Source organism: Vibrio sp. 10N.261.54.E10 (genome assembly GCF_002877735.2).
Taxonomy (GTDB): Bacteria; Pseudomonadota; Gammaproteobacteria; order Enterobacterales; family Vibrionaceae; genus Vibrio; species Vibrio crassostreae_C.
In genome coordinates this window covers 1,723,246-1,749,809 of sequence record NZ_MCXE02000001.1, presented here as the reverse complement: position 1 = coordinate 1,749,809, position 26,564 = coordinate 1,723,246, and the positions used below count along the sequence as shown (strand labels likewise).

The 26,564-nt window shown below is 45.1% G+C and carries 21 protein-coding genes, 4 tRNA genes and 1 other annotated feature; of the genes, 15 read left to right on the top strand and 10 right to left on the bottom strand.

Features of this window, described 5'->3' with window-relative positions:
* Window positions 1-42: 42 nt before the first annotated feature.
* Window positions 43-157, bottom strand: a sequence feature (Trp leader region).
* On the bottom strand, window positions 104-229 hold the full coding sequence (locus tag BCU07_RS07610; protein WP_009848753.1) for a trp operon leader peptide: 126 nt from the start codon (window positions 227-229) through the stop codon (window positions 104-106). It overlaps the preceding feature by 54 nt.
* Window positions 230-349: 120 nt before the next feature.
* Here BCU07_RS07610 and rnm point away from each other — a divergent pair, with 120 nt between their 5' ends.
* The 3 genes from rnm (at window position 350) to rluB (ending at window position 3,081) form a co-directional block, all read left to right on the top strand.
* Complete coding sequence (rnm, locus tag BCU07_RS07605) at window positions 350-1,204, top strand: RNase RNM (RefSeq protein WP_017061496.1); 855 nt, start codon at window positions 350-352, stop codon at window positions 1,202-1,204.
* 62 nt (window positions 1,205-1,266) lie between these two features.
* Window positions 1,267-1,887, top strand: coding sequence for an L-threonylcarbamoyladenylate synthase (locus BCU07_RS07600; RefSeq protein WP_009848751.1), 621 nt, complete (start codon window positions 1,267-1,269; stop codon window positions 1,885-1,887).
* A 159-nt stretch (window positions 1,888-2,046) separates the two neighbouring features.
* Complete coding sequence (gene rluB / locus BCU07_RS07595; RefSeq protein ID WP_017055112.1) at window positions 2,047-3,081, top strand: 23S rRNA pseudouridine(2605) synthase RluB; 1,035 nt, start codon at window positions 2,047-2,049, stop codon at window positions 3,079-3,081.
* 192 nt (window positions 3,082-3,273) lie between these two features.
* On the opposite strand, the gene BCU07_RS07590 is transcribed toward rluB, so the two are convergent.
* The 3 genes from BCU07_RS07590 to yeiP all read right to left on the bottom strand — a co-directional run bounded on the left by BCU07_RS07590 (window position 3,274) and on the right by yeiP (window position 4,813).
* Window positions 3,274-3,756 carry an RNA methyltransferase gene (locus BCU07_RS07590; protein ID WP_017061495.1) on the bottom strand — a complete coding sequence of 161 codons (483 nt, stop codon included), beginning with the start codon at window positions 3,754-3,756 and terminating at the stop codon, window positions 3,274-3,276.
* Between the two features lie 147 nt (window positions 3,757-3,903).
* Window positions 3,904-4,233, bottom strand: coding sequence for an HI1450 family dsDNA-mimic protein (locus tag BCU07_RS07585; protein ID WP_004741258.1), 330 nt, complete (start codon window positions 4,231-4,233; stop codon window positions 3,904-3,906).
* A 10-nt stretch (window positions 4,234-4,243) separates the two neighbouring features.
* Entirely contained in the window at window positions 4,244-4,813 is a 570-nt protein-coding gene (yeiP, locus tag BCU07_RS07580) for an elongation factor P-like protein YeiP (RefSeq protein WP_017055115.1), read from the bottom strand.
* A 137-nt stretch (window positions 4,814-4,950) separates the two neighbouring features.
* Here yeiP and BCU07_RS07575 point away from each other — a divergent pair, with 137 nt between their 5' ends.
* A complete protein-coding gene (locus BCU07_RS07575; RefSeq protein WP_017061494.1) occupies window positions 4,951-5,718 on the top strand; it encodes a hypothetical protein in 768 nt (255 codons plus the stop codon).
* A 93-nt stretch (window positions 5,719-5,811) separates the two neighbouring features.
* Here the strand turns inward: BCU07_RS07575 and BCU07_RS07570 are convergent, their stop codons facing one another.
* Complete coding sequence (locus tag BCU07_RS07570) at window positions 5,812-8,175, bottom strand: DNA polymerase II (RefSeq protein ID WP_102429054.1); 2,364 nt, start codon at window positions 8,173-8,175, stop codon at window positions 5,812-5,814.
* Between the two features lie 426 nt (window positions 8,176-8,601).
* On the opposite strand from BCU07_RS07570, the gene uvrY reads away from it, so the two are divergent.
* The 10 genes from uvrY (at window position 8,602) to nspC (ending at window position 19,245) form a co-directional block, all read left to right on the top strand.
* Window positions 8,602-9,246, top strand: coding sequence for a UvrY/SirA/GacA family response regulator transcription factor (gene uvrY / locus BCU07_RS07565; RefSeq protein ID WP_102333647.1), 645 nt, complete (start codon window positions 8,602-8,604; stop codon window positions 9,244-9,246).
* Window positions 9,247-9,261: 15 nt separating this feature from the next.
* Window positions 9,262-11,094 (top strand): excinuclease ABC subunit UvrC, encoded by a 1,833-nt coding sequence (gene uvrC, locus BCU07_RS07560; protein WP_102429055.1) that lies wholly within the window; start codon window positions 9,262-9,264, stop codon window positions 11,092-11,094.
* A 46-nt stretch (window positions 11,095-11,140) separates the two neighbouring features.
* Entirely contained in the window at window positions 11,141-11,698 is a 558-nt protein-coding gene (gene pgsA, locus BCU07_RS07555; protein ID WP_017061490.1) for a CDP-diacylglycerol--glycerol-3-phosphate 3-phosphatidyltransferase, read from the top strand.
* Between the two features lie 266 nt (window positions 11,699-11,964).
* A tRNA-Cys gene (locus tag BCU07_RS07550) sits at window positions 11,965-12,038 on the top strand.
* Between the two features lie 36 nt (window positions 12,039-12,074).
* Window positions 12,075-12,150 (top strand) — tRNA-Gly (locus tag BCU07_RS07545).
* Between the two features lie 80 nt (window positions 12,151-12,230).
* A tRNA-Leu gene (locus BCU07_RS07540) sits at window positions 12,231-12,317 on the top strand.
* Window positions 12,318-12,349: 32 nt separating this feature from the next.
* Window positions 12,350-12,425 (top strand) — tRNA-Gly (locus BCU07_RS07535).
* Window positions 12,426-13,704: 1,279 nt separating this feature from the next.
* Window positions 13,705-16,644, top strand: coding sequence for a pyridoxal phosphate-dependent class III aminotransferase (locus tag BCU07_RS07530; protein WP_198599069.1), 2,940 nt, complete (start codon window positions 13,705-13,707; stop codon window positions 16,642-16,644).
* A gap of 8 nt (window positions 16,645-16,652) precedes the next feature.
* Window positions 16,653-17,906 carry a carboxynorspermidine synthase gene (locus BCU07_RS07525; RefSeq protein ID WP_017069176.1) on the top strand — a complete coding sequence of 418 codons (1,254 nt, stop codon included), beginning with the start codon at window positions 16,653-16,655 and terminating at the stop codon, window positions 17,904-17,906.
* A 199-nt stretch (window positions 17,907-18,105) separates the two neighbouring features.
* On the top strand, window positions 18,106-19,245 hold the full coding sequence (nspC, locus tag BCU07_RS07520) for a carboxynorspermidine decarboxylase (protein WP_017063550.1): 1,140 nt from the start codon (window positions 18,106-18,108) through the stop codon (window positions 19,243-19,245).
* Window positions 19,246-19,318: 73 nt separating this feature from the next.
* On the opposite strand, the gene BCU07_RS07515 is transcribed toward nspC, so the two are convergent.
* Together BCU07_RS07515 and BCU07_RS07510 are read right to left on the bottom strand one after the other, a co-directional pair.
* Entirely contained in the window at window positions 19,319-19,831 is a 513-nt protein-coding gene (locus BCU07_RS07515) for a glycine cleavage system protein R (RefSeq protein WP_017061000.1), read from the bottom strand.
* 267 nt (window positions 19,832-20,098) lie between these two features.
* Window positions 20,099-21,007, bottom strand: coding sequence for a DUF3943 domain-containing protein (locus BCU07_RS07510; protein WP_017069173.1), 909 nt, complete (start codon window positions 21,005-21,007; stop codon window positions 20,099-20,101).
* 210 nt (window positions 21,008-21,217) lie between these two features.
* On the opposite strand from BCU07_RS07510, the gene BCU07_RS07505 reads away from it, so the two are divergent.
* The gene (locus tag BCU07_RS07505; protein ID WP_102429056.1) at window positions 21,218-22,456 is read left to right on the top strand and encodes a CinA family nicotinamide mononucleotide deamidase-related protein; all 1,239 of its coding nucleotides are present in this window, start codon (window positions 21,218-21,220) and stop codon (window positions 22,454-22,456) included.
* A 174-nt stretch (window positions 22,457-22,630) separates the two neighbouring features.
* On the opposite strand, the gene BCU07_RS07500 is transcribed toward BCU07_RS07505, so the two are convergent.
* Genes BCU07_RS07500 through BCU07_RS07490 form a run of 3 tightly spaced genes read right to left on the bottom strand, consistent with a single transcriptional unit; the run spans window position 22,631 to window position 26,548 of the window.
* On the bottom strand, window positions 22,631-23,476 hold the full coding sequence (locus tag BCU07_RS07500; RefSeq protein WP_102429057.1) for a dimethyl sulfoxide reductase anchor subunit family protein: 846 nt from the start codon (window positions 23,474-23,476) through the stop codon (window positions 22,631-22,633).
* Between the two features lies 1 nt (window position 23,477).
* Window positions 23,478-24,098 (bottom strand): DMSO/selenate family reductase complex B subunit, encoded by a 621-nt coding sequence (locus tag BCU07_RS07495; protein ID WP_004733360.1) that lies wholly within the window; start codon window positions 24,096-24,098, stop codon window positions 23,478-23,480.
* A gap of 11 nt (window positions 24,099-24,109) precedes the next feature.
* Complete coding sequence (locus BCU07_RS07490) at window positions 24,110-26,548, bottom strand: DmsA/YnfE/YnfF family dimethyl sulfoxide reductase (RefSeq protein ID WP_102429058.1); 2,439 nt, start codon at window positions 26,546-26,548, stop codon at window positions 24,110-24,112.
* Window positions 26,549-26,564: the final 16 nt, after the last annotated feature.

Genomic DNA, 26,564 nt, shown 5'->3' with positions numbered 1-26,564 from the left:
TTCGATGATTTGTTAGTCAGTTGAATGTGAGATGTTCGACAAATTAAAAAGCCCGCTATTAAAGCGGGCTTAGTGATAACTTTTTTATAAACAAACTGTTTAATTAGAAGTACACGTTAGCCCACCAAGAACTTGTCCAAGTGCGCCACCAATTAAGCTCTGAACTTGCTTCTACTGAAGAAAGTTCTAAAACTTTATCTTTATGGTTTTGGTTAAATTCTTGTAACATGGTGAACCTATCAAATGTGATACTTCGTATTTGTGTACTAGTTAACTAGTTTTCTGCTTGCGGGTCAAGTGTGTTGACACAAATATAACGATAAAAATTGAAAACAATGAAAAAGAATATATGAGAATTGATCTACATAGTCATACAACAGCCTCAGATGGCCGACTTACTCCACCTGAGCTAATTGACCGAGCGCTTGGCTTTAACATCGAAGCGCTAGCGATTACAGATCATGACACGACTGATGGGCTTGCTGAAGCACGCAGCTACATTGCGGATAACAACCTTCCTATTCAGTTGATAAACGGCATTGAGATTTCGACTGTTTGGCAAAACAAAGATATCCATATTGTTGGGTTAAACGTTGATCCTGAGTCACCAGAACTCAAAGCGCTCATTGAACAACAGAAGCAACACCGTATTGGGCGTGCTGAGATGATCGCTCACCGTCTTGAGAAAGCGACTCGTGAAGGGGTGTTAGAAGAAGTTAAATTGATTGCGGGTGATGCACCAATCACTCGCGCTCACTTTGCTAAGTGGCTAGTCGACAATGGCTATGCGAAAACTATGCAGCAGGTGTTTAAAAAGTTTCTTACTCGTAATAACCCAGGTTATGTGCCGCCAACTTGGTGTTCAATGAGTGATGCTGTCACGGCTATTCATGCTGCTGGTGGACAAGCCGTACTCGCTCACCCTGGGCGATATGGACTTACAGCCAAGTGGGTTAAGCGCCTGCTAGCGGCATTTGTTGAAGCGAAAGGGGATGCGATGGAAGTAGCTCAACCTCAGCAAGCGCAACAAGAAAGACGCACACTCGCGGATTATGCTATACAATACAAACTATTAGCCTCCCAAGGCAGTGATTTCCATTACCCATCTCCGTGGATGGAACTTGGACGCAATCTCTGGCTACCTTCTGGGGTCGAAGAAGTATGGAAAGATTGGGAGTTTCAAACGGTTTCACCATCTGAATAGTCTTTAGGTGAGCCAGCTCCTTCTGATGATAGAGTCGAGAGATTCGATAACGAGGATCAACAATGAGCCAGTTTTTTTATGTACACCCAGATAACCCACAAGCACGCTTAATTACTCAAGCGGTTGCGATTATTCGCAATGGCGGCGTTGTGGTTTATCCAACAGATTCCGGTTATGCGCTGGGCTGTCAGCTTGAAAACAAACAAGCACTTGAACGTATCTGTAAAATTCGTCGCATCGATGACAAGCACAATTTCACCTTGTTATGCCGTGATCTTTCTGAGTTATCACTGTATGCACGCGTTGATAACGTGGCTTTCCGTCTGCTGAAAGCACACACGCCAGGTGCTTACACGTTTATCTTTAAAGCAACTAAAGAAGTGCCAAAGCGTTTGATGAACGCCAAGCGTAAAACGATTGGTATTCGTGTCCCAGACAACAAGATTGCACTCGACCTGTTGGAAGCGATGGGCGAACCACTGATGTCGACGTCTCTGATTCTTCCGGGTAACGAGACTACAGAGTCGGATCCAGAAGAAATTCGTGACAGCCTAGAGCATGCGGTTGATGTGATTTTGAATGGCGGTTACTTAGGTGAGCAACCGACGACCGTTATTGACTTCAGTGACGATGATGCCGTGGTTCTACGTCGTGGTGCTGGCGATCCTGCGCCGTTTGAATAATCGCTTTACTGATTAACAGTCTGTAACGATACAGCAAACCTGCCACAGTAAATAACAAGTGCTTTTTGGCAGGTTATTTGCGATAATACGCGACCGCGATTTGGTCGTGAAAAATTCATTCGACGTCTGTGAAGACGACAATTAGGTAGAAAAGAGTAAATGAGCGAAAAATTACAGAAGGTTTTAGCGCGAGCTGGTCACGGTTCTCGTCGTGAACTAGAAGGTTTAATCAAATCTGGTCGTGTAAGTGTTAACGGTCAAGTTGCGAAACTGGGCGAGCGTCTTGAAGACGAGAACTCAGTGATCCGTATCGATGGCCATACTGTTTCAGGCAAGGCTTCTGAAGAAGTGGTTTGTCGTGTACTTGCTTACTACAAACCTGAAGGTGAGCTTTGTACTCGTCACGACCCTGAAGGCCGCCGTACTGTTTTCGATCGTCTACCTAAGATCCGTGGTTCTCGTTGGATTTCAGTTGGTCGTCTTGATGCAAACACATCAGGCCTTTTGCTTTTCACTACTGATGGTGAGCTTGCAAACCGTCTAATGCACCCAAGCCGTCAGGTTGAGCGTGAGTACCTAGTACGTGTATTCGGTGAAGTGACTGAGCAAAAAGTTAAAAACGTTACTCGTGGTGTACAACTAGAAGACGGCATGGCTCGTTTTGAAGATGTTGTTTACGCTGGTGGTGAAGGTATGAACCATACTTTCTACGTAGCGATTAACGAAGGTCGTAACCGTGAAGTTCGTCGTCTTTGGGAATCTCAAGAAACGACAGTAAGCCGCCTGAAACGTGTACGTTACGGTGATATCTACCTTGATAAGAAACTGCCTCGTGGCGGTTGGAAAGAGCTAGATCTTCAAGAAGTTAACTACCTGCGTGAGCTTGTTGAGCTTAAGCCTGAGAAAGAGACACTGTTGGATCTTGATCCTTCAAACACTTCTCGTAAGCGTGAGCGTTCTCGTAGCCAAAAAATTCGTCGTGCTGTTAAACGTCACGAAGAGCGTGCAAACGCACCAAAAGGCCGTAGCAACCAAACTAAGCGTAAGAAGCCTGCAACTCGCGGTACTACAACACCTGATTCAGGTCGTAGCGCTCCAGCTGCAAACAAAGGTAAACCTCAGGCTAACAAAAGTAAGCCTAAACTGAACAACGGTCGTCCGGCTAAACCAGCTAAGCCAAGAACACGTCAGTAATTACGTAATTTCTTACGCGTAAAGCTTCATTAGCTGAAAGCACTGAATACTAAAAACCTGCTCATTGAGCAGGTTTTTTTACGTCTGGAGAAATAGCAGATGCGGGATGCGAGTAACCGAGTATCGAAAACATGCTGCCATAAGTGACAGTAAGCGAGCTTTTCGCATCTCTTATCTCGTATCTCGTTTCTTTTACTTATGATTCGAAAAGTTATCGCCTTTCGCCAGTCGGTCGTAAAGCACAACATTCACTGATGCCGCTAGATTCATACAGCCGTTGGTCGGAACGTAAATCGTCTCACGACAGAAATCTGTGATTTCTTTCTTTAGCGTGCCATCTTCTGGGCCAAAAATGTAAAACGCACGTGGTGGGTGCTTGTAATCAGGTAGAGGCTTAGCACCTTCAATCAGATCAACAGCAACCGGCACGCAGCCTACTGGAATAATATCTTTCAGCTCTTCAACACCAATCAAAGGCAGGGCTAAGTGCTTTTCTTTGGTATCGGTATGGAATTTTCGCGCATGGTCGTAGCGTGTGCCAGTGTAAAACACAGAGTTGGCGCCGTAGCAGCCAGCTGCTCGCATCACTGAGCCTACGTTTTCTGGCGTCTTTGGGTTAACTAGGCCAATGCAGGCATAGCCTTTTGATTGTGTGTCTGTTTTTGCTTTGGTCATAATCAGTGAATCTAACGTTGATGATGAAAGTGATGAATCACGATGGAAAATAGCGTGATAAAAATAGCCGAGCAATGGGCTCGGCTAACTTTTAACTCGCTTACATGAATACTTGTTTACTCATGCAGATGAGCGTCAACAGCGGTATTAGTCGCGTTTCCACAGCATGTGACAGAACTTATGTTCTGGATCACGGCTGATTAACATGCGAGCAAATACGTCGTCTAGAACGTCATCAGCTTCATTCACAAGACCAATGCGCACTTCAGCGTAGATCTCTTTGTCGACTTCAAAGCCAACATGTTCAACCCAATCATCGCCAGTTTCAACAAGCTCTGCTGCGCCACGATCTTCAAACTGAGCAGTGAAAAGAATCACGTCTGCAGGCTCTAGGTTGTCAGGTGCCATCTCTAGGAAGATGTCGTATGCAGTGTCAATTGCGTCGTCATAAGACATTAGGTCGTTAGCTTCGGTCATAATAAGTATCTTAGCTTGCGCGGTTCATGTATTTACGTTCAGCAGTGTTTACTACTACTTTGTCGCCAGTCGCGATGTATTCAGGTACTTGAATAGTAAGACCTGTAGAAAGACGAGCAGGCTTAGTACGAGCAGACGCTGATGCACCTTTGATTGAAGGATCAGTCTCTTCGATAACTAGTTCAACAGATGTTGGTAGCTCAAGCGTTGCAGCGTTGCCGTCGATAAGGATCGCGTACATGCCTTGAGTTTCTTCGTTGATGAACAGTAGTTCGTCTTCGATAGTCTCACCGTTGAAGATGAATTGTGTGTAATCTTCGTTGTCCATGAAGATGTACTCGTTGCCATCAACGTAAGAGAACATTACTGCACGCTTAGTTACGTCAATAGTTTCAACAATTTCGTCAGCCTTGTGGCGAACTTCAGTTTTAACGCCAGTTGCTACATCGTTACCACGGAAGCGGTAAATCTTTTGGCCGCCACGGCCGCCTGGTGTTGTTACTTCGATATCTTTAACGATCACTGTTTTGCTTTCTACTGTGATAGCAAAACCTTTTTTAATTTCACTTGCTCTAGGCATTTTGTGTTTGTCCTTAGTGGGTCTATCCGCTGATTATATCTCGGAGATGCTATAAATAGGAATAGCTTGAATCATAAAGTCACCTAGGCGATCATAGAGTTATAGTTAAATCATTATTTTATTTACCGAAACGACCTATGCAGCTACCCGTTATTGACCCAACACAGCCTTTTCAACCTGAATTTCAACCTGTGGTTAACGATCTGATTACCTTTCTAAAAGGTGGGTTAGGATCTAATCTGCACAGTATTTATATTTATGGCAGTGTGGCTCGTAAGCAAGCCGTCTTCGGTCGCTCCAATCTAGATGTGGTTGTGGTGACCCATCGACCGTTTCCTGACCAACGAACCACTTTGTTGAACACCATCAAATGGCGTTTCCAAAAGAGCTTCCCGCAGGTAACTCAAGTGGCGATAAAAACTACCTTAGTGAGTGAGATAGTCGATTTCGACAATATCTTCACTTGGGGTTTTATGCTCAAGCATTTAGCCGTGTGTGTGCATGGTGAAGACTTATCAGACTGCTATGGTGATTTTGAAACAAGTTGGGAAATCGCTAAGCACTGGAATATGGATGCGGAAAACTGGTTGGCGGTGTATCGCAACAAGATCGCACGAGCGACAACGCCAGAACAACAAGTCGCTGCGCAGGTGATTATTGCCAAGAAGCTTCTACGGGCGAGTTACTCACTGGTGATGTACCGCGATAAATATTGGTACGATGATCCTGTTGAATGTGGCCAACAGTTCTTGAAGTATCACCCAGATCGAGAAGTCGAAATCCAAAGGTTGGGCATTTTACTTTCTGGTCGACCAATCCCTAAACGTTCGGTGATCGGTATTCTTGATGGCTTTGGTGAGTGGTTGATTAAGCAGTATCAGAAAACCGAGTTCAGAATCGGATAGAGATTTATAACCGATCCATTGATACTAAAAAGCAGAGTGTGCTGAAGAACATATCTCTGCTTTTTTCGTTTTAAGAGCATATTGAATATAGTGCTAGAACAAACCCAACTGCTGCCCACTAACTCTTTCAAAGTCTAAACCGATGAAGGGCAGTATTGCCTCTGCGACCGGTTTAATCTGCTTGTCGATATAGTGCTGATAATCGATACCACTCTTTAAATACTCCTTGGGCTCAGGGCCACTCAGAGTAATCAAATACTCAATGCGTCCTTTATTTTGGTATTGAAGAGGGCGCCCTAACTGAGCATTGATCTCATCGGCCATACGAGCTGCGCGAACCTGCGGCGGAATGTTCTTTTGGTATTCATGTAATTTGCGGCGTAAGCGCTTTTGATACACCAATAAATCATCATGTTTGCCAGCAGAGGTTTCATCAACAAACTGTCTGACGTAGTCGGTTGGATCTTGATCGTGAAACACCATCTCATACAAGGTTTGTTGGAATTGCTGTGCGAGAGGTGTCCAATCGGTGCGTGCACTCTCAAGCCCTTTAAATATGATCTTTTCTTTATCGCCTTGAGTGATTAATCCGGCATAACGTTTCTTCGAGCCGGTTTCTGAACCTCTAATGGTCGGCATTAGAAACTTGCGATAGTGAGTCTCGTATTCCAATTCGAGTATTGAGGTTAGGTTGTGGGTCTCTTTTAAGTGATTCGTCCACCAATCGTTGATGTAAGCGACCAGTGTGTTCCCGATCTCGTCTGCTTTTTGCTGATCATAACTGCCGTTCAGAGACACGAAGGTTGAATCGGTATCGCCGTAAATCACTTGATAGCCTTTGTCTTCGATCAGAACCTTGGTTTGCTTCATGATCTCATGTCCACGCATGGTAATTGAAGACGCTAACCGGGTATCGAAGAAACGACAACCAGACGAACCTAACACACCATAGAATGAGTTCATGATGATCTTAATCGCCTGAGAGAACGCTTTCTCGTTGTTCTTCTTCGCCACATCACGTGCAGCCCAAAGGTTTTCGATCATCTCGGGCAAGAAGTGTTTAGAGCGGTGGAATTGCCCACCTCGAAAGCCATCAACGGCTTGGTTTTCTGCTGGGCCTAGTTCAAGCTTCAACCCTTCAATTAGTCCCATAGGGTCAATCAGAAACGAGCGAATGATCGATGGATACAGGCTCTTAAAATCGAGTACCAAAACCGAGTCGTACAGATTGGGAATTGAATCCATCACATAACCGCCGGGGCTCGCAATCCAATTCTCTGGCTCTAAGTTCGGTGCGACATAACCCGCTCTGTGGATTTGAGGCAGATATAAGTTAGTAAAGGCCGCAACAGAGCCACCAACGCGATCCAGCTCAACACCGGTTAATCGAGAGCGCTCAATCGCGAAGTCGAGTAGGTGAGTGTGCTCGAAGATGCTGTTTACCAGTACGCAGTCTTGAAGGTTGTACTTAGCGAGTGAGGGTTTATCGAACTCAAACATTCGGTTTATCTCATCCATACGGTCATGAACGTTATGGATGTCTTTGCCTTCCCCAAGCAGCTCTTGCGATACCGACTCAAGAGACCAAGAACGGAAGTGGTAGGTCGCTGTCTTGAGCATATCAATACCATCCAAGACAACGCGCCCCGGAATCGTGATAAAACCTTGCTGATTTTGAGCAGAACTGCGGAAAAAGCTCGGTTGGTTGTCTCTGCCGATGTTGAGCTTCACTTCGTTCCATTCTGAACGTTTGTGCAGCAGCCTAAAATCGAAGTCGATAACATTCCAGCCAATGATGATGTCAGGATCAAATTCAGAGAACCAAGCTATCATGGCTTCAAGTAGCGCTTTCTCGTTGGCAACCCATTGGATATTGGTTTCAGCTTGTTGTGCTTCGCCGACCATGATTACTTGGCTGTCCATCGGGCTGTCTAGGCCAATTGAATAAAGCACGCCTTTTTCCGAACACTCAATATCAAGCGAGACCACAGATAGACTGGGTAAGTAATCACCTGCTCGGCATTTTGCGTTTGAGACTCGACGATGCTGATTTTTTTGCACAGCAGATCCGGTGAACTCAATACTTCCCTTGATAAAACGTTCCATCAAGAATCGATCGGCGAGTCGAATATCGCTTTCAAAGGTTTGGATTTCTTCGTTGTGAAAGGCTTGCGCTAAACCAAAGCTGCTTCTCGACAGTGAGGTGTAACACGCGGCGAGAGGTGTTTGCTCGAATGTGGCTAATTCTAGAGGCTTAAATTGGCAATCGATCGACTCTTTCGCTGCGATTGCCTGACATGCCTCAACGTCAGATTGAGCGACAAAAAATACCGGTTTTTCATTTTGAATCGTCAGCAGAGTAGGGCCTTGAGGGGTGCTTAACCACAAGTCGATTTGTGTGCGCCCTGAAAAATCTCTTGCTTGTCTTGTGAGTACAAAGCCTTGCTGAATATCCAATGTAGTAACCTATTGAAATGGGGAATCGAATACTACCATCTAGCGACCCTCTGCGCACAAAAGGCAGTAAAAATACTAACTAAATTCTAGTTAGTAGAGGCAAATAACGGGACTCTATAAGCAAATAAGTGAAATTGTCGCGAATGGTTATTCAATGGTATTGAAAATATCTTTATCTTATGTAATTTTATTGGGTGTTGTTTTAACTGGTTGATTTTTAGAAAAAGCTTGTTGTTTTAGTTAGCTTATTTGTTAATAAGTACTTGCTAAAGTTCGTGTTTCAGCACATATTCAACAGAGCTTTTTTTTAGTAATTAAGTTAAGATGTACTCAATGCTGCGATCCACTGTTCCTTTGTTCAATTGTTTCAAACAGATGAAATGACACAGTGGTTGCAGAGCCAATTAATAGTGTGGAGATACAAGTTTGATAAATGTTTTCCTTGTAGATGATCACGAGCTGGTTCGCACAGGGATACGACGTATTATTGAAGACGTCCGTGGAATGAACGTAGCAGGGGAAGCTGAAAGCGGTGAAAATGCTGTCAAATGGTGTCGTACTAATAATATTGACGTTATTTTGATGGATATGAATATGCCAGGTATTGGTGGCTTAGAAGCAACCAAGAAAATTTTACGTTTCAATCCTGATATTAAAATTATCGTTTTAACGGTTCATACGGAAAATCCATTTCCGACTAAAGTGATGCAAGCTGGGGCTGCGGGTTACCTTACTAAAGGGGCAGGTCCGGATGAAATGGTAAATGCAATTCGAGTGGTTAATAGTGGCCAACGATACATTTCACCAGAAATTGCGCAGCAGATGGCTTTGAGCCAATTCTCGCCTGCGTCTGAAAATCCATTCGCAGACTTATCTGAACGTGAACTTCAAATCATGATGATGATTACCAAAGGTCAGAAAGTGACGGATATTTCAGAACAACTCAATCTAAGTCCTAAAACAGTCAACAGTTACCGCTACCGCTTGTTCAGTAAGCTGGATATCAGTGGCGATGTAGAGCTGACGCATTTAGCGATTAGACATGGAATGTTAGACACTGAGACCCTTTAACACTGAGATCGTATAGTGACCAACTTGTTTGACTCAGTCTCATTCCTCAAGACAGTAACAGAGCAGCCCGGCGTTTATCGAATGTATAACGCCGAGGCTGCCGTTATTTACGTCGGTAAAGCTAAGAACCTCAAAAAACGCCTTTCCAGTTATTTCCGTAAAAAAGTCGACAGTGAAAAAACACGCGCTCTAGTTAGTAATATTGACAAGATCGATGTCACTGTAACGCACACGGAAACAGAAGCGCTCATTCTTGAGCACAACTACATCAAGCAGTACTTGCCTAAATACAACGTACTTTTGCGTGATGATAAGTCGTACCCTTATATTTTTATTAGCGGTCACAAGCATCCTCGTTTGTCGATGCACCGTGGTGCTAAGACGAAAAAGGGCGAATACTTTGGTCCTTACCCTGATTCCGGCGCTGTGCGTGAGACGCTACACCTAATCCAAAAGATTTTCCCTGCCCGCCAGTGTGAAGATACGGTTTATGCCAATAGAACGCGCCCGTGTTTGATGTATCAGATTGGTCGTTGTGCTGCGCCATGTGTTAGCTCAATCATCTCTGATGAAGAGTACAGTGAACTTATCGACTACGTTCGTCTGTTCCTGCAAGGGAAAGACAAATTAGTCCTTGAGACGCTCATCGACAAAATGGACAAGGCAAGCCGTGAGCTTCGTTTTGAACAAGCTGCCGCTTTCCGTGATCAAATCCAAGCGATTCGACGTGTGCAAGAACAACAATACGTATCTGACGATTCAATGGAAGATATGGACGTGTTGGGATTTGCTCAAGAGAATGGCGTAGCGTGTATTCATATCTTGATGATTCGCCAAGGCAAGGTTTTAGGCAGTAGAAGCCATTTCCCTAAAATTCCCAACAATACGGTGCGAGAAGAGGTCTTTTCGAGCTTTTTAAGCCAATACTATCTTGCGCATAGTGAAGCGAGAACCATCCCAACCCGTTTGATTCTCAATGCCGATTTGATGGAAGATGTCACACCGATTCAAGAAGCCTTGTGTGAAGTAGCGGGTCGTAAGATTCACTTCAATACCAACCCTTCAGGTACTCGAGGTCGTTACCTTAAATTGTCTAATACCAATGCATTGACGGCTATTACCACCAAGATTAATCACAAGATGACGATTAATCAGCGCTTCAAAGAGCTCCAAGAAGTGCTGTCGATGGATGCTATCAAGCGCATGGAATGTTTTGATATCAGTCATACCATGGGTGAAAGCACGATTGCGTCGTGTGTGGTGTTCAATCAAGAAGGCCCGGTTAAACCAGAGTACCGTCGTTACAACATCACCGGCATTACAGGTGGCGATGATTATGCAGCGATGGCTCAGGCGCTTGAGAGACGTTATTCGAAGCAACTCGATGTCGACAAGATCCCAGACATCATCTTTATCGATGGTGGTAAAGGTCAGCTAAACCGCGCTCATGAGATCATTTCTCAATATTGGGGTGATTGGCCGTTTAGACCAAGAATGATGGGTATTGCGAAAGGCGTGACGCGTAAACCGGGTTTAGAAACTTTGGTAACCCTTGAAGGTGAAGAGTTTAATTTACCTAGCGATGCACCAGCGCTGCATCTTATCCAGCACATTCGTGATGAGAGCCATAATCATGCGATTGCAGGGCACAGGGCGAAACGTGGTAAAACGCGCAGAACCAGTGCTTTGGAAGGAATTGAAGGGGTAGGACCTAAACGTCGTCAAGCTTTGCTGAAATATATGGGTGGCTTACAAGAACTTAAGCGTGCAACTGTCGAAGAAATAGCCAAAGTGCCGGGCATTAGTCATTCTTTGGCAGAAAACATTTATCAAGCATTGAAACAATAGTAAAAATCCCGCACCATTAAAGCGCAATTAATAAGAGCCCAATAATATGCGTTTGAATATACCTAACATTTTGTCCTTACTGAGACTATTTTTGATCCCAGTATTCGTTGTCGTTTTCTATCTACCTTATCAATGGGCTCCTTTCGCTGCTGCGATGGTGTTTTGGGTAGCCGGTTTCACTGATTGGCTAGATGGCATGCTAGCTCGTAAGTTAGGGCAAACGTCTCGCTTCGGTGCCTTCATTGACCCTGTGGCTGACAAAGTGTTGGTCGCTACGGCTCTTATCCTGATTACAGAGCATTACCACTCTATTTGGATAACTATTCCAGCCGTGACCATGATTGCTCGTGAGATCATCATTTCAGCGCTTCGTGAATGGATGGCTGAAATCGGTAAACGCGCAAGTGTTGCGGTATCTTGGGTTGGTAAAGTCAAAACGGTTTCTCAGATGTTCGCTCTTTGGGTACTTATCTGGAGATACGACGACTGGATGGTGTGGGTAGGTTACATTGCACTGTATGTCGCCACCGTTCTTACTTACTGGTCAATGGCACAATACTTGATGGCTGCCAAAGACGATTTGTTAGACGAAAAACATCATTGATGAAGAAGCGAGCTGAGGCTCGCTTTTTTGATCTTTAACCTAAGGTTAAGTTATCAATAGTGGATATCTAATGTGATATAGATCTCCTTTGAATAACCCGCTCACAGTGTGTTTTGAACATAAAGTCAGCTATTTGGCCTGTTTCGTATGAAATCTATTCAAACGAATTAAAAATACAAAAATAATATTGACTCAATCGTCTGAATCCGTAGAATGCATGCCGTACCCAAGAGGATGGCAATGAGCGATTCGATTGGAGTTACTAAGGCGCCTTGGCAGAGTGGCTATGCAGCGGATTGCAAATCCGTGGACCTCGGTTCGACTCCGGGAGGCGCCTCCATTCTCTCTTTCTTCTAGAAAGAATTTGAATGAAAATGCGATACTAGCTCAGTTGGTAGAGCGCAACCTTGCCAAGGTTGAGGTCATCGGTTCGAACCCGATGTATCGCTCCAAATTTTGTAATGTTGATTGGCGTCAGCATTAAGATGGTGTTTTACTTTTCAGTAATCGGCATCGCAATAAAGAATTGCGTGCCCTGGTGGTGGAATTGGTAGACACAAGGGATTTAAAATCCCTCGGCGTTCGCGCTGTGCCGGTTCAAGTCCGGCCCGGGGCACCATCTATTAAAGTCTTTATCTCGATAAAGCAAATGCGATACTAGCTCAGTTGGTAGAGCGCAACCTTGCCAAGGTTGAGGTCATCGGTTCGAACCCGATGTATCGCTCCAAATTAAGAAGCCCGAACAGAAATGTTCGGGCTTTTTGGTTTCTGACGTTTAGCTTTTACGTTTAAGAACTCTTCTTGTTCGAATCCGCACTCAACATTCATTTCTATCTCTGTTTCAAATTTTGCAATCAAGTTAGTTTTTAAAAGCGAGATTCCCTATGAACTCGTTCCTCGTGCTAGGGAATGACGGAAAGACGGTATGACCTCAAAGTCTCTCTAGTAACGTTTATAAATCCACGTCGTCATCCTCGGGCGTGAGGAACGAGCGAACCGGGGAGCTCTTGCCGCTTGCTGATTAACTTCAGTTTAATCTATTGCATCAGATAGTTTCTGAATAAAACAATACATCGACATGTTGTAAGGGACTCCCAATGAACTCATTCTTCAGGCTAAGGAATGACGGAAAGGCGCCACAGCCTCAAAGCCATCACTAACACCGCCTGTACACCCACGTCGTCATCCTCGGGTGTGAGGAACGAATGAACCGGGGATCTCTTGCCGCTTGCTGATTAACTTCAGTTTAATCTATTGCATCAGATAGTTTCTTGAATAAAGCAATACAATGACATGTTGTAAGGGGTTCTCTATGAATTCATACCTCGCTCTAGGGAGTGACGCCATGACCTAAAAGCTTCTCTAGCAACGTTTATAACCCCACGTCGTCATCCTCGGGTATGAGGAACGAATGAACCGGGGATCTCTTTCCCAAACGATAGTGTGACGATATTTACAGCAATTGCTTAGCCACCGCTGCTATTTATCAAGCTATTACTAAAAACTATTGATCGTTCATTTCACTTTATGTTACTTTCCCGCGCAATCTCGGAATGAAAATGTTCAAGAAGAGCAACGATTGCTTCTGGGGGATACGCGTAGTGACCATTCTTGCTGATTGGGACATTACGTAGGGTAGGTATTGGCTAGTCCTTTAGCTGATAGACGGGATACTTATGGCGCAGTTCGTCATGTTAATGGGAAACCCAACATTGAACACACTAATTACAACATTGCTAATCAGCTCTGCATTTCCAAAGGGACCAGCTCCTCATAGCTGCCCGATCCTGCAAAAATGTCCAATTCTTCAAAACAGTAGCATTACTGAACCTTGAGCTCACGCTAACAATTTATCGCTGTCTTAAGACGGCTTAATTTCGTATTCGTCATTTGACTTATGCGAGCGTACAGCTATATCTCATTTCTAGACAATACGTGTACTTCACTATGAACTCTCTCCAAATTTAACGAGAGTTGGTGGGTAATTGCGTCTGATGGAGGTGAGTATGAACACATTCAAGGGGACTTTTATGACTACCGCCTTTGAAGTCGATATCAATACTATCGCAAATTCATTTTCAACTATGGTTCCTATCTTAGAGGGAACGTACGACCTAACACCTGACGCTATTTTGCTAGAGCAAGAACAGCATGAGTCGGATGTTCGCTCTTACCCAAGACGCCTGCCTATTGCTATTAAACGAGCATGTGGCGCTTTAGTTGAAGATACTCGTGGCCAACTCTTTCTCGATTGCTTAGCCGGTGCAGGTACACTTTCTCTGGGTTACAACCACCCTGAGATTAACCAAGCACTTAAAGACCAACTCGATTCTGGTTTGCCATACCAAACACTTGATATCACGACTCAAGCAAAAGAGACGTTTATCAAGCGAGTTAAAGCTTTTCTTCCTCAAGACTTTTCAAATAACTCGGTTCTTCAATTCTGTGGCCCATCTGGCGCTGACGCTGTGGAAGCGGCGATCAAGCTCGCCAAGCAAACCACAGGTCGCAACACCATGTTTGCTTTCCGTGGTGCTTACCATGGTATGACGAACGGCACCATGGGTATGATGGGTAACCTCGGCACTAAAGAGCGTCGTAGCGGCTTGATGTCTGATGTGCACTTCATGCCTTTCCCATACAACCTACGCTGCCCGTTTGGTATTGGTGGTGAAGCGGGTGCTAACGCGAGCATTCGTTACATCGAACGTATGTTGAATGATGACGAGTCTGGCATCATGAAACCGGCGGCGATGATCGTTGAGCCTGTGCAAGGTGAGGGCGGTGTGATTCCTGCTCCAGCATCTTGGTTACAAGGCCTACGTCGCATCTGTGATGAGCACGGCATCCTACTGATTTTTGATGAGATTCAGTGTGGTGTGGGCAAAACTGGCCATCGATTTGCGTTTGAAGAGTCTGGTGTTAATCCAGATATCTTATGTTTATCTAAAGCGATTGGTGGCGGACTGCCTATGTCGCTGCTTGTGTTCGATAAGAGCATTGATACATGGAAAGCGGGTGAGCACACCGGTACATTCCGTGGTAACCAATTAGCAATGGTCTCTGGCGCTAAGGCGTTGGAGATCATCGAACGAGATGGCTTAGTTGAGCACGCGAACATCGCAGGCCAATATTTACGTCACGGGCTTGAGAAGATTCAATCACGCGTTAGCTGTATTGCTGAAGTTCGTGGTAAAGGCCTGATGCTCGGTGCTGAGATCAAACAACCAAATGGTGAGCTTAACAAGTTTGGCGAACCACAATCAGACGGCGAACTAACCCTAGCGATTCAACGAGCAGCGTTAGAACGCGGCTTGATGGTTGAAAAGGGTGGTCGTGATGGTTCGGTCATTCGTTTCCTTCCGCCAATGATTATCTCTTTTGAGCAGATTGACTTTGCATTGCGCGTCATGGAAGAAGCGATCATCGCAGCAGGTGGTGGTCTACAACAAGACCCAGCTTCAAGCGAGCAAGCAAACCAAGAATGGAACAAGCATTTTATCCAGACGGGTTTAGGCGGTAGCGACGAATTTGCTAGCGTGATGAACCAAACCACTCAAGCGATGAAAGCGGTTTTTGAACAGGTTGAAACCCCTTATTCGGGTTTAGAACCAAAAGTGCTAGAAGCAGCCATCAATGCTGTCGACCTTGACAACAATCAACACGCTTTGGTTGATGTTGTAGATAGCACTGCAGACCTTGTCGCTGCAAACTCCATCTTCGTGCAACACCCAGATTGTATTGCACACCTTCACACTCCGCCTCTTATGGCTTCGGTAGCAGCTGAATCGATTATCGCGGCGTTGAATCAATCAATGGATTCATGGGACCAAGCATCGGCTGCGACTTATGTTGAGCAGCGTGTGGTGGATTGGATGTGCGAAAAATACCAACTTGGCGCACAAGCTGACGGTGTTTTCACCAGCGGCGGCACGCAAAGTAACCTAATGGGTTTATTGCTTGCGAGAGACTGGGTTGCGGATAAGCACAATGGTCATTCTATCCAAAAGCTTGGCTTACCAGAATACGCGAGTAAGCTGCGTATCTTATGTTCAAAGAAATCGCACTTCACGGTTCAAAAGTCTGCCTCTCTACTAGGGCTAGGCGAAGCGGCAGTGTGCTGTGTTGACACCAATGCAAACGGCACTATCAAACCTGACTTGCTAGACACAGAAGTGAAAGCGCTTAAAGCACAAGGGTTGATTCCTTTTGCTGTTGTCGGTACTGCGGGTACGACCGATCACGGTGCTATTGATGACCTTGAAGCGATTGCTGACATCGCCAACCAACAAGATCTTTGGTTCCATGTCGACAGTGCTTACGGTGGCGCGCTTATCTTAAGTAGCCATAAAGCTCGCCTGAAAGGCATCGAGAAAGCGGATTCAGTGAGCGTTGATTTCCACAAGTTGTTCTTCCAAACAATCAGCTGTGGTGCTGTGTTGCTGAAAGACAAAGCGAACTTTAAGTTCCTACTGCATCACGCAGACTACTTGAATCGCGAGCACGATGAGCTGCCAAATCTTGTCGATAAGTCTATTGCGACCACCAAGCGTTTCGATGCATTGAAAGTCTTCATGACGATGCAAAGCGTTGGACCAAAGCAGTTGGGTGATATGTACGACCATCTTCTTGAGCAAACGCTAGAAGTGGCAGACCTGATTCAAAACCAAGCTGACCTAGAGCTACTCGCAGAGCCGTCACTATCAACAGTGCTGTTCCGATCTAAGCCGTCAGCAAACGGTGAGCTAGATTTAGACAAACTGAATCAAACGTTAAGACTGGAAGCTCTGACTCGTGGTGTTGCCGTGCTTGGCGAAACGGTCGTCGACGGTAAAAGCGCGCTGAAATTTACAATCTTGAATCCGTGCTTAACGACATCAGATTTCAAATCTCTAATTAACAAAATTCAAACTTTAGCTATTGAGCTAGCAGAACAACAAGGGTAATTAAAACTATGGCTATTCTACAAATTGGTGCAGGCGGCGTTGGTTGGGTTGTTGCACACAAAGCAGCACAAAATAACGAAGTACTGGGTGATATCACAATCGCTTCTCGCACAATCGCGAAGTGTGAAAAAATCATCGAATCTATCAAGGGCAAAAACAACCTTAAAGATTCAACTAAGAAACTAGAAGCACGTTCAGTGGACGCTGATGATGTTGATGCGCTTGTTGCTTTGATTAAAGAAGTTCAGCCGGATCTAGTGATCAACGCTGGTCCTCCTTGGGTAAACATGGCAATCATGGAAGCGTGTTACCAAACTAAAGTCTCTTACTTAGATACATCGGTAGCGGTTGACCTATGTTCTGAAGGCCAACAAGTACCACAAGCTTACGATTGGCAGTGGGGCTACCGTGAGAAGTTCGCTGAAGCAGGCATCACAGGTATTCTTGGTGCTGGTTTCGATCCAGGTGTGGTATCAATCTTTGCTGCATACGCGGTTAAGCACTTGTTCGATGAGATTGACTCAATTGATGTAATGGATGTGAATGCTGGTGACCACGGCAAGAAGTTTGCGACAAACTTTGACCCAGAAACCAACATGCTTGAGATCCAAGGCGATTCTTTCTACTGGGAAAATGAAGAGTGGAAACAAGTACCTTGTCACTCTCGTATGCTTGAGTTTGAATTCCCGAACTGTGGTTCTCACAAAGTTTACTCAATGGCGCACGATGAAGTTCGTTCAATGAAAGAGTTCATCCCAGCTAAGCGTATCGAATTTTGGATGGGCTTTGGTGATGCATACTTGAACTACTTCAACTGCATGCGTGATATCGGTCTTCTTAGCCCAGATCCGCTAACACTGCACGATGGTACTGTGGTTCAGCCTCTGCATGTTCTTAAAGCACTACTACCGGATCCAACATCTCTAGCTCCGGGTTACACTGGTTTAACGTGTATCGGTACTTGGGTTCAAGGTAAGAAAGATGGTAAAGAGCGTAGCGTATTCATCTACAATAACGCAGACCACGAAGTGGCTTACGAAGACGTAGAGCACCAAGCGATCTCTTACACAACTGGTGTTCCAGCGATTACCGCTGCACTTCAGTTCTTCCGTGGCGAATGGGCTGATAAAGGCGTGTTCAACATGGAACAGCTAAATCCAGATCCGTTCCTAGCAACTATGCCGGAAATTGGTCTAGATTGGCATGTTCAAGAGCTTGAAGCAGGCCAAGGTCTTCCAGTGATTCATGAGCTGAAAAAATAAGAACTGATTTCTTGTTTTGATTGCTAATTAAAGGGGACATGGATTGTTCCCTTTTCGATGATGATAGCCTTGAAGCTTTGGTATCATTTATTTTGATTTTGTAACTCACTGTGCTCGGACAGGACAAAATCAAAATAAATCACACCAAAATTGTTAATTTACCTTTCCATCTATAGATGCTGCTTGAGTGTTTACAAAAATGACGTTTAAGAAAGAAGAACTAAAAACCCCATATTTCATGATCAACGAAGACAAGTTGATTGCGAACTTAGAAAAAGCCAAGCAACTGAAAGAGATTTCAGGTGTGAAATTGGTACTTGCGCTTAAGTGCTTCTCGACTTGGGGCGTGTTTGACATCATCAAACCGTACCTAGACGGTACTACTAGTTCTGGCCCTTATGAAGTGAAATTAGGTCACGAAACTTTTGGCGGTGAAACTCATGCTTACAGTGTGGGCTACAGTGAAGATGACGTGAGAGAGGTTGCTGACATCTGCGACAAGATGATCTTCAACTCTCAAAGCCAACTTGCTGCTTACCGTCATATTGTTGAAGGTAAAGCTTCACTGGGTTTACGTTTAAATCCGGGCGTGAGCTACGCAGGGCAAGACTTGGCGAATCCAGCACGTCAATTCTCGCGTTTGGGCGTGCAAGCTGACCACATCAAACCAGAAATTTTCGATGAGATTAATGGTGTGATGTTCCACATGAACTGTGAGAACAAAGACGTCGATGCGTTTATCGGCCTGCTTGATTCAATCTCAGAACAGTTTGGTGAGCACTTAGATAAGTTGGACTGGGTGAGCATGGGCGGAGGTGTGTTCTTCACATGGCCTGGCTATGACATCGAAAAACTCGGTCTTGCGCTGAAAGCCTTCTCTGAAAAGCACGGTGTGCAGATGTATCTTGAGCCGGGTGAAGCGATCATCACTAAAACAACCGACCTAGTTGTGACAGTGGTCGATATTGTTGAGAACGTGAAGAAAACAGCGATTGTGGATTCAGCGACTGAGGCGCACCGCCTTGACACGCTTATCTACAATGAGCCCGCATCAGTATTGGAAGCATCAGAAACAGGCAGCCATGACTACGTGATTGGTTCGTGTTCATGTCTTGCGGGCGATCAGTTCTGCGAAGCGAGCTTTGATGAGCCACTTAAGATTGGTCAAAAGCTGCATCTGTTAGACAGCGCGGGTTACACAATGGTGAAATTGAACTGGTTCAATGGCCTTAAAATGCCTTCAATCTACTGTGAACGTAGCAGTGGTGAAGTTCAGAAGCTAAATGAATTCGGCTATGAAGACTTCAAACGCTCATTATCACAATGGTCAGTTAAGTAACTGAATCACAAGTTCAGAGCAATACAAAGAGCAGCTAATGAGCTGCTCTTTTTTGTTCTTTAATTTTGTTTATTTAGCTTTCAATCATCACACGAGTATCTTCACTGAGCGTTTCGAGTTCATTAACTACGTCGTCGATCTGTACTTCGATTGGCAGCTTAACGGCGATTTTTGATGTGAATAGACTTGAGCTAACACCGCCGCCACCAGCGATAAAGACGCGGTGACAATCCATATCGAGAATACTGATTCCTTGTCTATCCAATACATGAGTCACTTCGTTGACGATACCTGCTCGGTCGTTAGAGTCGAGTCTCAAGTGATGGACCGTGTCTTGAACATTGTGTGTATGATCGGAATCGACAAACTGCACGATGAGATCTGGATTGGCGCTGAACGCTTCTTTTACAATCGATTCGTTGATGGCTGGAAGTTGAACCTTTAGTACGCCTGCGACTTGGTCTTCAATAAAGTTCACTTTACTGATGAGCCATTTGCCGTCGTTTTCGTGAGTAACCGCAGCAAGCTGTTTGATTGTTGCTGGTGATGCTTTTCCGATAAAGTTTACGATAAATGTACTGTTCATATCAGCCCCCAAGGTTTCAATTATTCTTTGCTAATTAAATGTTTGATATCACGCGATAAAGTTCTTTAATTTCAGTGTAGAAGGTTACATCGAACAATGTTTGACCTAGGTCAATTTTTGAAACTAAGCTTCGATGCAAAAAAAGAGAATGAAGAGTAGGGCACAAAAAAAGCGGCTAGAGAGCCGCTTTTTAGAAGAGTTGTCACTGTGATTGATGATTCAGCAACTTATATTCAATAACTTATATTGAGTAGTACTAGAGGCGAATTAGAACGTTACTTTGAAGTTCATACCAACAAACTGAGAGTCGTATGGTGCGCCAGCATCGTAAGCAAAACGTGCAGCGTCTTGGTTATCCCACCAAGGGTTAGTATTCAGGTTAACTTCTGCATCACCGCCCCATGCGTCACTTACCCAGTAGTGAATGTGTCCAACAGGGTTAAGGAAGAATAGCGACACATCACCCATGGTTTGAGAGCCCATCACTTCGCCACCTGAAGCAATGATATCCTGCTCTGCTTCTAGCATCATTTCACCGACAACCGCACCGAAGAAAGGTGTGATGAAGAGATCTTGCCATGAAGGTACTTCTGCAAACGCTTCTACGCCGTATTCCCAGAAGAACGTCGACATAGTCCAAGAGTATAAGAATGACTCAAACTCGTCGTAACCTGCGTGTCGAGCTGCGGTGTAGTAAACACCACCGAAATATGGGTGCATTACGTAGTTTAGGAAGTGTTCGTCACGGTCCCATGTTGGACCAGCAGAAACGTTATCTTTCCACTTTTTACCTAATGAGCTGATATCACGTTGGTCATCATCCCACTTAGTAATACTTTCAGGGAGCAGAGTCATTAGACCCACTGTCGCGACACTCAAGCCAAGAATGGTGTAGGTTTGACCCATTAGGTAATCCCAATCTTTCTCCTGACTCACCAACATGTGTTTTGGTTGTTGGATTGAGAAGTCGTACTCATCACTCGATTCGCTCAGTGCGTAATTGGTACTAGGCTTGTAGGTGTACAAGTTGTCATTAAAACAGTAATCTTGAGCACATTCATCCGAGTAAGAAAGGTTGATTGGCTGGTCGAAGTCGTATTGGCTTGCAACCGAGTTAACTGACATTAGCATTGAAAATGCGGCAGTAACCTTTGCTAGTAACGGTGATTTGGCCACAAGGGTCTCCATGAGAAAGTTTGGAATTGATCAGGATCACAATTATCTATTAAATGCCTGATTTAGGGAACTAATAATTTATTGCTTTTCCTAAGAAAACCTTAGGTTTAACATTATTAATATTAGTGAAAAGGCGAATTGCTCCAAATTCAACCATAGACCAGTTTGTAAATAATGCAGTGTCTTTTTATGACAACAAGGGATAGAAATATGACGAAAATCGCAATGTTAAGCACAGGTGAAGAAGTTCTTCATGGAGACATTGTAGATACAAACGCAGCTTGGATGTCTGCTGAGTTTTATCAGCATGGTTTTGCGCTTGCTAAGCGCTCAACTGTGGGTGATCAAATGAATGCTCTTGTTGAAGAATTGCTGATGCTGAGCTTTAACTATGATGTGGTTATCGTTAATGGTGGTTTAGGTCCGACAACCGATGATATGAGTGCAGCTGCTGCGGCTGCTGCCTCAGAGCAGAAACTCATTATGTTCCCTGAATGGCTGGCGCGTATGGAAGAGATGTTTTCCGGGCGTGGTATGCCGATGCCTGATAGCAACCTAAAGCAGGCTTTGCTGCCAGTAAACTCGGAAATCGTCGATAACCCTGTCGGCACTGCATGTGGTTTCAAACTTAAGATTAACGATGCGACTTTCTATTTCACTCCGGGAGTGCCCAGTGAGTTTAAGCGCATGGTGAGCTTTGAAATTATCCCTGACCTCGCTCGTACTTATCCTCAAGTGGTCGCTTCTGAATGCAGCAGGTTGTTTACCTTTGGTTTGTCCGAATCTGGCATATCAGACGTGTTAGACCAGCTGAAATTGCCTCAAGGTTATGAATTGGGTTACCGCTCTTATCTGCCGTTTATTGAAGTGAAACTATTTGGACCTAAGTCGGATTTAGAAACTCGCGTTAAGCTGCTGCAGATGGTTTACAAGCTGCTAGAGAGTAATGTCGTTAGTGTTGATGAGCCGATGATTGACCATATTGGACACATCATGGCGGAAAAAAAGAAGACGTTATCTGTGTCTGAAGTGTCGACCAAAGGTTCACTGTCAGCGTGGCTGCAATTGAATGAGCAGATAGAAGATTGCTTCGGACACTCATGGGTGATGGCTGAGCCAAAAGAGAGCGAACTTGAAAAGAGCGATCCATTAGCCGCGACCTTTGCGCTGGCTGGAGCAACAAGAGATAAGTGCGGAACTGAATTGGCTTTGGTGACTGGTAAGCTGGAAGGCAACACATTCAGCGTTGCATTGTCGACTGAAGCAGGCGAGTGGGGGCAGGTACTTGAGTTTTATCGTCAGTACTCGCGTGAAGACCAACGCAACGTGATTAAGACCGTTGCCGCCGATATGCTGAGAAGGCATTTAGATAACAAACCGATGTTTGGTACTTATTCTTCGGTTAAGCGATTAAAAGACATGTTTATTCCAGCGGCTATCATTAAGTAGCTATGTAAGCTAACGATGTAAGCGAACTCGCTAAGTCTGTATTAAAAACGCTAGAAAAAACGAAATAAAAAGGCCCAACATCTAAATAGGTGTTGGGCCTTTTGTTTATCTAGCCTTCTAGATAACCAAACAAGCAGCGATGTTTACACGCAACTCATGTCTGTAAGAACTCGATTACAAACCGCTTGTCATATGTAGGCTGTAGAACAAACCACGGCCGATTAACTCTGAAGCCAAGAACAATACTAGTGCTAAGCCAAGGTTAACTGGGTTCGCTTTTGCTTTGTTCAGCATAGGTAGAATCCAAATCAACAAGCTTGCCATTAGCAGTGCCACTTGAAGAATCACATAGCTACCTAAACCATCGACTAACTCAGACGCTTTTGCCGCTGAAGTTTGGATGTCTCCGATTAGGTTCAGTTTTCCTACTGTCACAAGCAAGCTGATAGCAACAGCGATAACAGCCAACATGGTGATGTTACGGTCAACCGTAAAGCGGCTGTCGTTTGCGAATACAATCACGAACTGAGATAACAGCAAGCCACCCACAACCATCGTCATGATGAAGCTCAGTGGTGTGTAGATGTTGTCCCACGTCGGTACTGTGTTGATCATGTATACGTTGATCATCGCGTACATGAAGATAACACCCAGTACCATCGCGCCAACCATCAGTGCTTTCTGGATAGCAACGCCACCTTTCTTGACTACCGACAGTAACCATTGCAGGCCACCGACAGCGAAGAATGCCGCACCGAAGAACACTTCGTTAGACAACCAAGCCGAACCTAGCTGATTAAAAGCGTTAAACGCGCGCAGTGGAGAGCCAAGGTGCGTTGTCGAGAACATGAAGCCAAGACCCATCAGTACCCATAGGATAAACATTGGAACCTTGTAGCTGTTCAGCTTCTCTTCGTCATGACCAAGTACCAGTGCACGTGCGCCAATCAGTAAGTAACCACCAACCGCAGTTTGCGCCAGCACCGTAAAGAAGATTAAAGACCACTCATGAAAAATCATCTTACACCTCCTTCGGGTTTGCTAGGTGACCGCTGGTATCGCCAGTCGGCTTCGCGTTTTTGTTCAGCTTAATCACGATGTTTGGTAGCGTTTCTGTTGAAGATGGCAGTGGAGCCACATCCGCACCAGAGCCGTACTTCTCACGAAGTGTATTGATTTCACCAAACTCCAATGCACGAAGTGGGCAAGACTCAACACAGATAGGCTGTTTGCCTTCAGAAACACGTTGGTAACAACCATCGCATTTCGTCATATGACCTTTCTTAGCATTGTATTGTGGTGCGCCGTAAGGACACGCATTGCTACAGTGCTGACAACCAATACATACGCTCTCATCAACCACAACCAAACCGTCTTCATCACGTTTGTGCATTGCGCCCGAAGGACACACTTTCACACACGCTGGGTTAGTACAGTGGTTACAAGCGATAGATAGGTAGTAAGAAAAGACATCTTTCTGAACCCAGGTATCACCATCTTGAGTGAAGCCACCACCGGCATATTCGTATACGCGACGGTAGTTCGTTTTGATGTCTAGATCGTTATAATCTTTACAAGCAAGCTGACAGGTTTTACAACCCGTGCATTTACTTGAATCAATGTAAAAGCCGTATTGTTTCATTCCAACCTACCTTATGCTTTCTTTAGCGCTTTGATTTGAACTAGGTTTGTATGCTGAGGGTTACCCTTAGCAAGTGGGCTCGGGCGCTGAGTCGTCAGCACGTTGATAGAGCCTGCATGGTCGATCTTCTGACCATCTGGTGCGTACCATGCACCTTCGCCTAGTGCCACAACTCGAGGAAGAATCCTAGGTGTCACTTTCGCTGGAATATGTACTTCGCCACGGTCGTTGAAAATACTCACCATGTCGCCGTTATCAATACCACGTTCTTTTGCATCGATTGGGTTGATCCACAACTCTTGCGGTGCTGCTGCTTTGATTTCTGCAACGTTGCCGTAAGTCGAGTGAGTACGTGCCTTGTAGTGGAAACCGGTTAGCTGAAGTGGGTACTTCTCTGCTAGTGGGTCGTTATGACCTTCGAAAGAGTCCGCGTAAATCGGAAGTGGGTGAATCACTTCGTCTTCTTTCAGCTTCCAAGTCTTCGCGATATCAGCCAGTTGCTCTGAGTAGATCTCGATCTTGCCACTTGGTGTGGTCAGTGGGTTCGCTTCAGGATCTTTACGGAAATCTTCATAAGCGATGTAGTGGTGGTCGTAGCTACGTTTGTAGATACCCAGCTCTTTCATCTCTTCGAAGGTTGGCAGTGTTGGATCGTTCTTACGAGTTTCTGCGTAAAGGTGCTCAATCCATTGCTCTTGAGTACGGCCTTCGGTGAACTCTTTTTCTACGCCCATTCGTTTCGCAAGCTGAGTACACATCTCGTAGATAGATTTTGCTTCAAACTGAGGCTCAATCGCTTTCTGCGCGTAGATGAAGTAAGGCATGTTCGCCGCTTTACCGTCCATACACCAGTCGTCTTGCTCAGACGTTGTTAAGTCTGGCAGGATGATATCGGCGTACTTCGCTGAAGACGTCATATGGTTATCAACCACGACAATCATTTCACACGCACTTTCATCTTGAAGAATCGCGTGAGTCTTGTTGATGTCTGAGTGTTGGTTAATGATGCAGTTACCTGCGTAGTTCCAGATCATCTTGATTGGGTTCTTAAGGCGCTCTGCACCGCGAACACCATCAGTGATGTCGGTCATTTCATGGTGACGGTAAATCGCGTCTGTCCACATGAACATTGAAATAGACGTTTCAACTGGGTTTGGCACAGTAGGGAAGCGCACAAATGGAATGTTGATGTCGCTTTCACGAGCGCCTGTTGAACCGCCTGATACGCCCACAGAACCAGTGAGCAGTGACAGCATCGCGATTGCACGACACGCTAGTTCACCGTTCGCAGTGCGTTGTAAGCCCCAACCTTGGTGAATCGCACATGGTTTCGCTGTGCCCATTTCACGGCCAAGCTTAACGATGGTGTCAACTGGAATACCCGTGATCTTAGAAGCCCATTCTGGTGTCTTCTCTACGCCATCTTCACCTAAACCTAGGATGTAAGATTTGTAGTCGCTGTTTTTAGGCGCTGATGCAGGAAGGGTCTTCTCATCGTAACCGACACAGTATTTGTCTAGGAACGGTTGGTCGACAAGGTCTTCAGTGATCATCACGTGTGCAAGACCCGCTACCAATGCCGCATCTGTAGAAGGACGAATTGGGATCCATTGATCTTCACGGCCACCGGCAGTATCGGTGTAGCGAGGGTCGATGATGATCGTTCTTGCGTTTGATTTGTTTTTGCTTTCAACGTAGTGGTGGATCTGGCCGCCACCAGACATACGCGTCTCAGCAGGGTTGTTACCAAACTGAATGTTAAGTTTAGTGTTCTCTAAATCAGAGAAAGAGTTGTTGTTTGCCCAACCGCCGTAGGTGTAGCTCAAGCCTTTCGTGATTTGCGCTGTTGAGTAGTCACCGTAATGGTTTAAGTAACCACCACTTAGGTTCATTAGACGAGCAATCAGCGTTTGAGCTGGTGGCCAAGATTTAGTAACCGTGCCGCCCAGCGTACCTGTACCGTAGTTTAGGTAGATAGTGTCGTTACCGTAGTCTTTGATAAGGCGTTGCATGGTGCCAGCGACTTCATCATAAGCCTCTTCCCAGCTAATACGCTTAAACTTACCTTCACCACGTTTACCCACACGTTTCATTGGGTACTTTAGGCGATCTGGGTTATAAACACGGCGGCGCATCGAGCGACCACGTAGACACGCACGAACTTGGTGATGACCGTATTCGTCAGTGCCTGTGTTGTCTGTTTCTACGTATTTGATTTCACCGTTTTGTACATGCATACGCAGTGGGCAGCGAGAGCCACAGTTTACTGTACATGCACTCCATACGATTTTCTCATCCACATTTTCAGCAACTGCAGCCGCTACTGGTTTGGATTTGAAAGGTAATGCAATACCGCCCGCAAGTGCAGCTGCACTACCTACTGCAGAGGAAGCTTTCATGAAGCCTCTTCGAGTAAGATTCATTACCCCAGATTCTTTCTTATTCGTCATTCTAAGATGCCTTTTA

Coding starts and splice junctions, on each gene's coding strand:
- BCU07_RS07600 (WP_009848751.1), top strand. CDS start 1,267: ATGAGCCAGTTTTTTTATGTACACCCAGATAACCCACAAGCACGCTTA.
- BCU07_RS07610 (WP_009848753.1), bottom strand. CDS start 229: ATGTTACAAGAATTTAACCAAAACCATAAAGATAAAGTTTTAGAACTT.
- BCU07_RS07495 (WP_004733360.1), bottom strand. CDS start 24,098: ATGAAACAATACGGCTTTTACATTGATTCAAGTAAATGCACGGGTTGT.
- rluB (WP_017055112.1), top strand. CDS start 2,047: ATGAGCGAAAAATTACAGAAGGTTTTAGCGCGAGCTGGTCACGGTTCT.
- nspC (WP_017063550.1), top strand. CDS start 18,106: ATGACGTTTAAGAAAGAAGAACTAAAAACCCCATATTTCATGATCAAC.
- BCU07_RS07490 (WP_102429058.1), bottom strand. CDS start 26,548: ATGACGAATAAGAAAGAATCTGGGGTAATGAATCTTACTCGAAGAGGC.
- BCU07_RS07590 (WP_017061495.1), bottom strand. CDS start 3,756: ATGACCAAAGCAAAAACAGACACACAATCAAAAGGCTATGCCTGCATT.
- rnm (WP_017061496.1), top strand. CDS start 350: ATGAGAATTGATCTACATAGTCATACAACAGCCTCAGATGGCCGACTT.
- BCU07_RS07525 (WP_017069176.1), top strand. CDS start 16,653: ATGGCTATTCTACAAATTGGTGCAGGCGGCGTTGGTTGGGTTGTTGCA.
- BCU07_RS07530 (WP_198599069.1), top strand. CDS start 13,705: ATGAACACATTCAAGGGGACTTTTATGACTACCGCCTTTGAAGTCGAT.
- BCU07_RS07515 (WP_017061000.1), bottom strand. CDS start 19,831: ATGAACAGTACATTTATCGTAAACTTTATCGGAAAAGCATCACCAGCA.
- BCU07_RS07585 (WP_004741258.1), bottom strand. CDS start 4,233: ATGACCGAAGCTAACGACCTAATGTCTTATGACGACGCAATTGACACT.
- yeiP (WP_017055115.1), bottom strand. CDS start 4,813: ATGCCTAGAGCAAGTGAAATTAAAAAAGGTTTTGCTATCACAGTAGAA.
- BCU07_RS07505 (WP_102429056.1), top strand. CDS start 21,218: ATGACGAAAATCGCAATGTTAAGCACAGGTGAAGAAGTTCTTCATGGA.
- pgsA (WP_017061490.1), top strand. CDS start 11,141: ATGCGTTTGAATATACCTAACATTTTGTCCTTACTGAGACTATTTTTG.
- BCU07_RS07575 (WP_017061494.1), top strand. CDS start 4,951: ATGCAGCTACCCGTTATTGACCCAACACAGCCTTTTCAACCTGAATTT.
- BCU07_RS07500 (WP_102429057.1), bottom strand. CDS start 23,476: ATGATTTTTCATGAGTGGTCTTTAATCTTCTTTACGGTGCTGGCGCAA.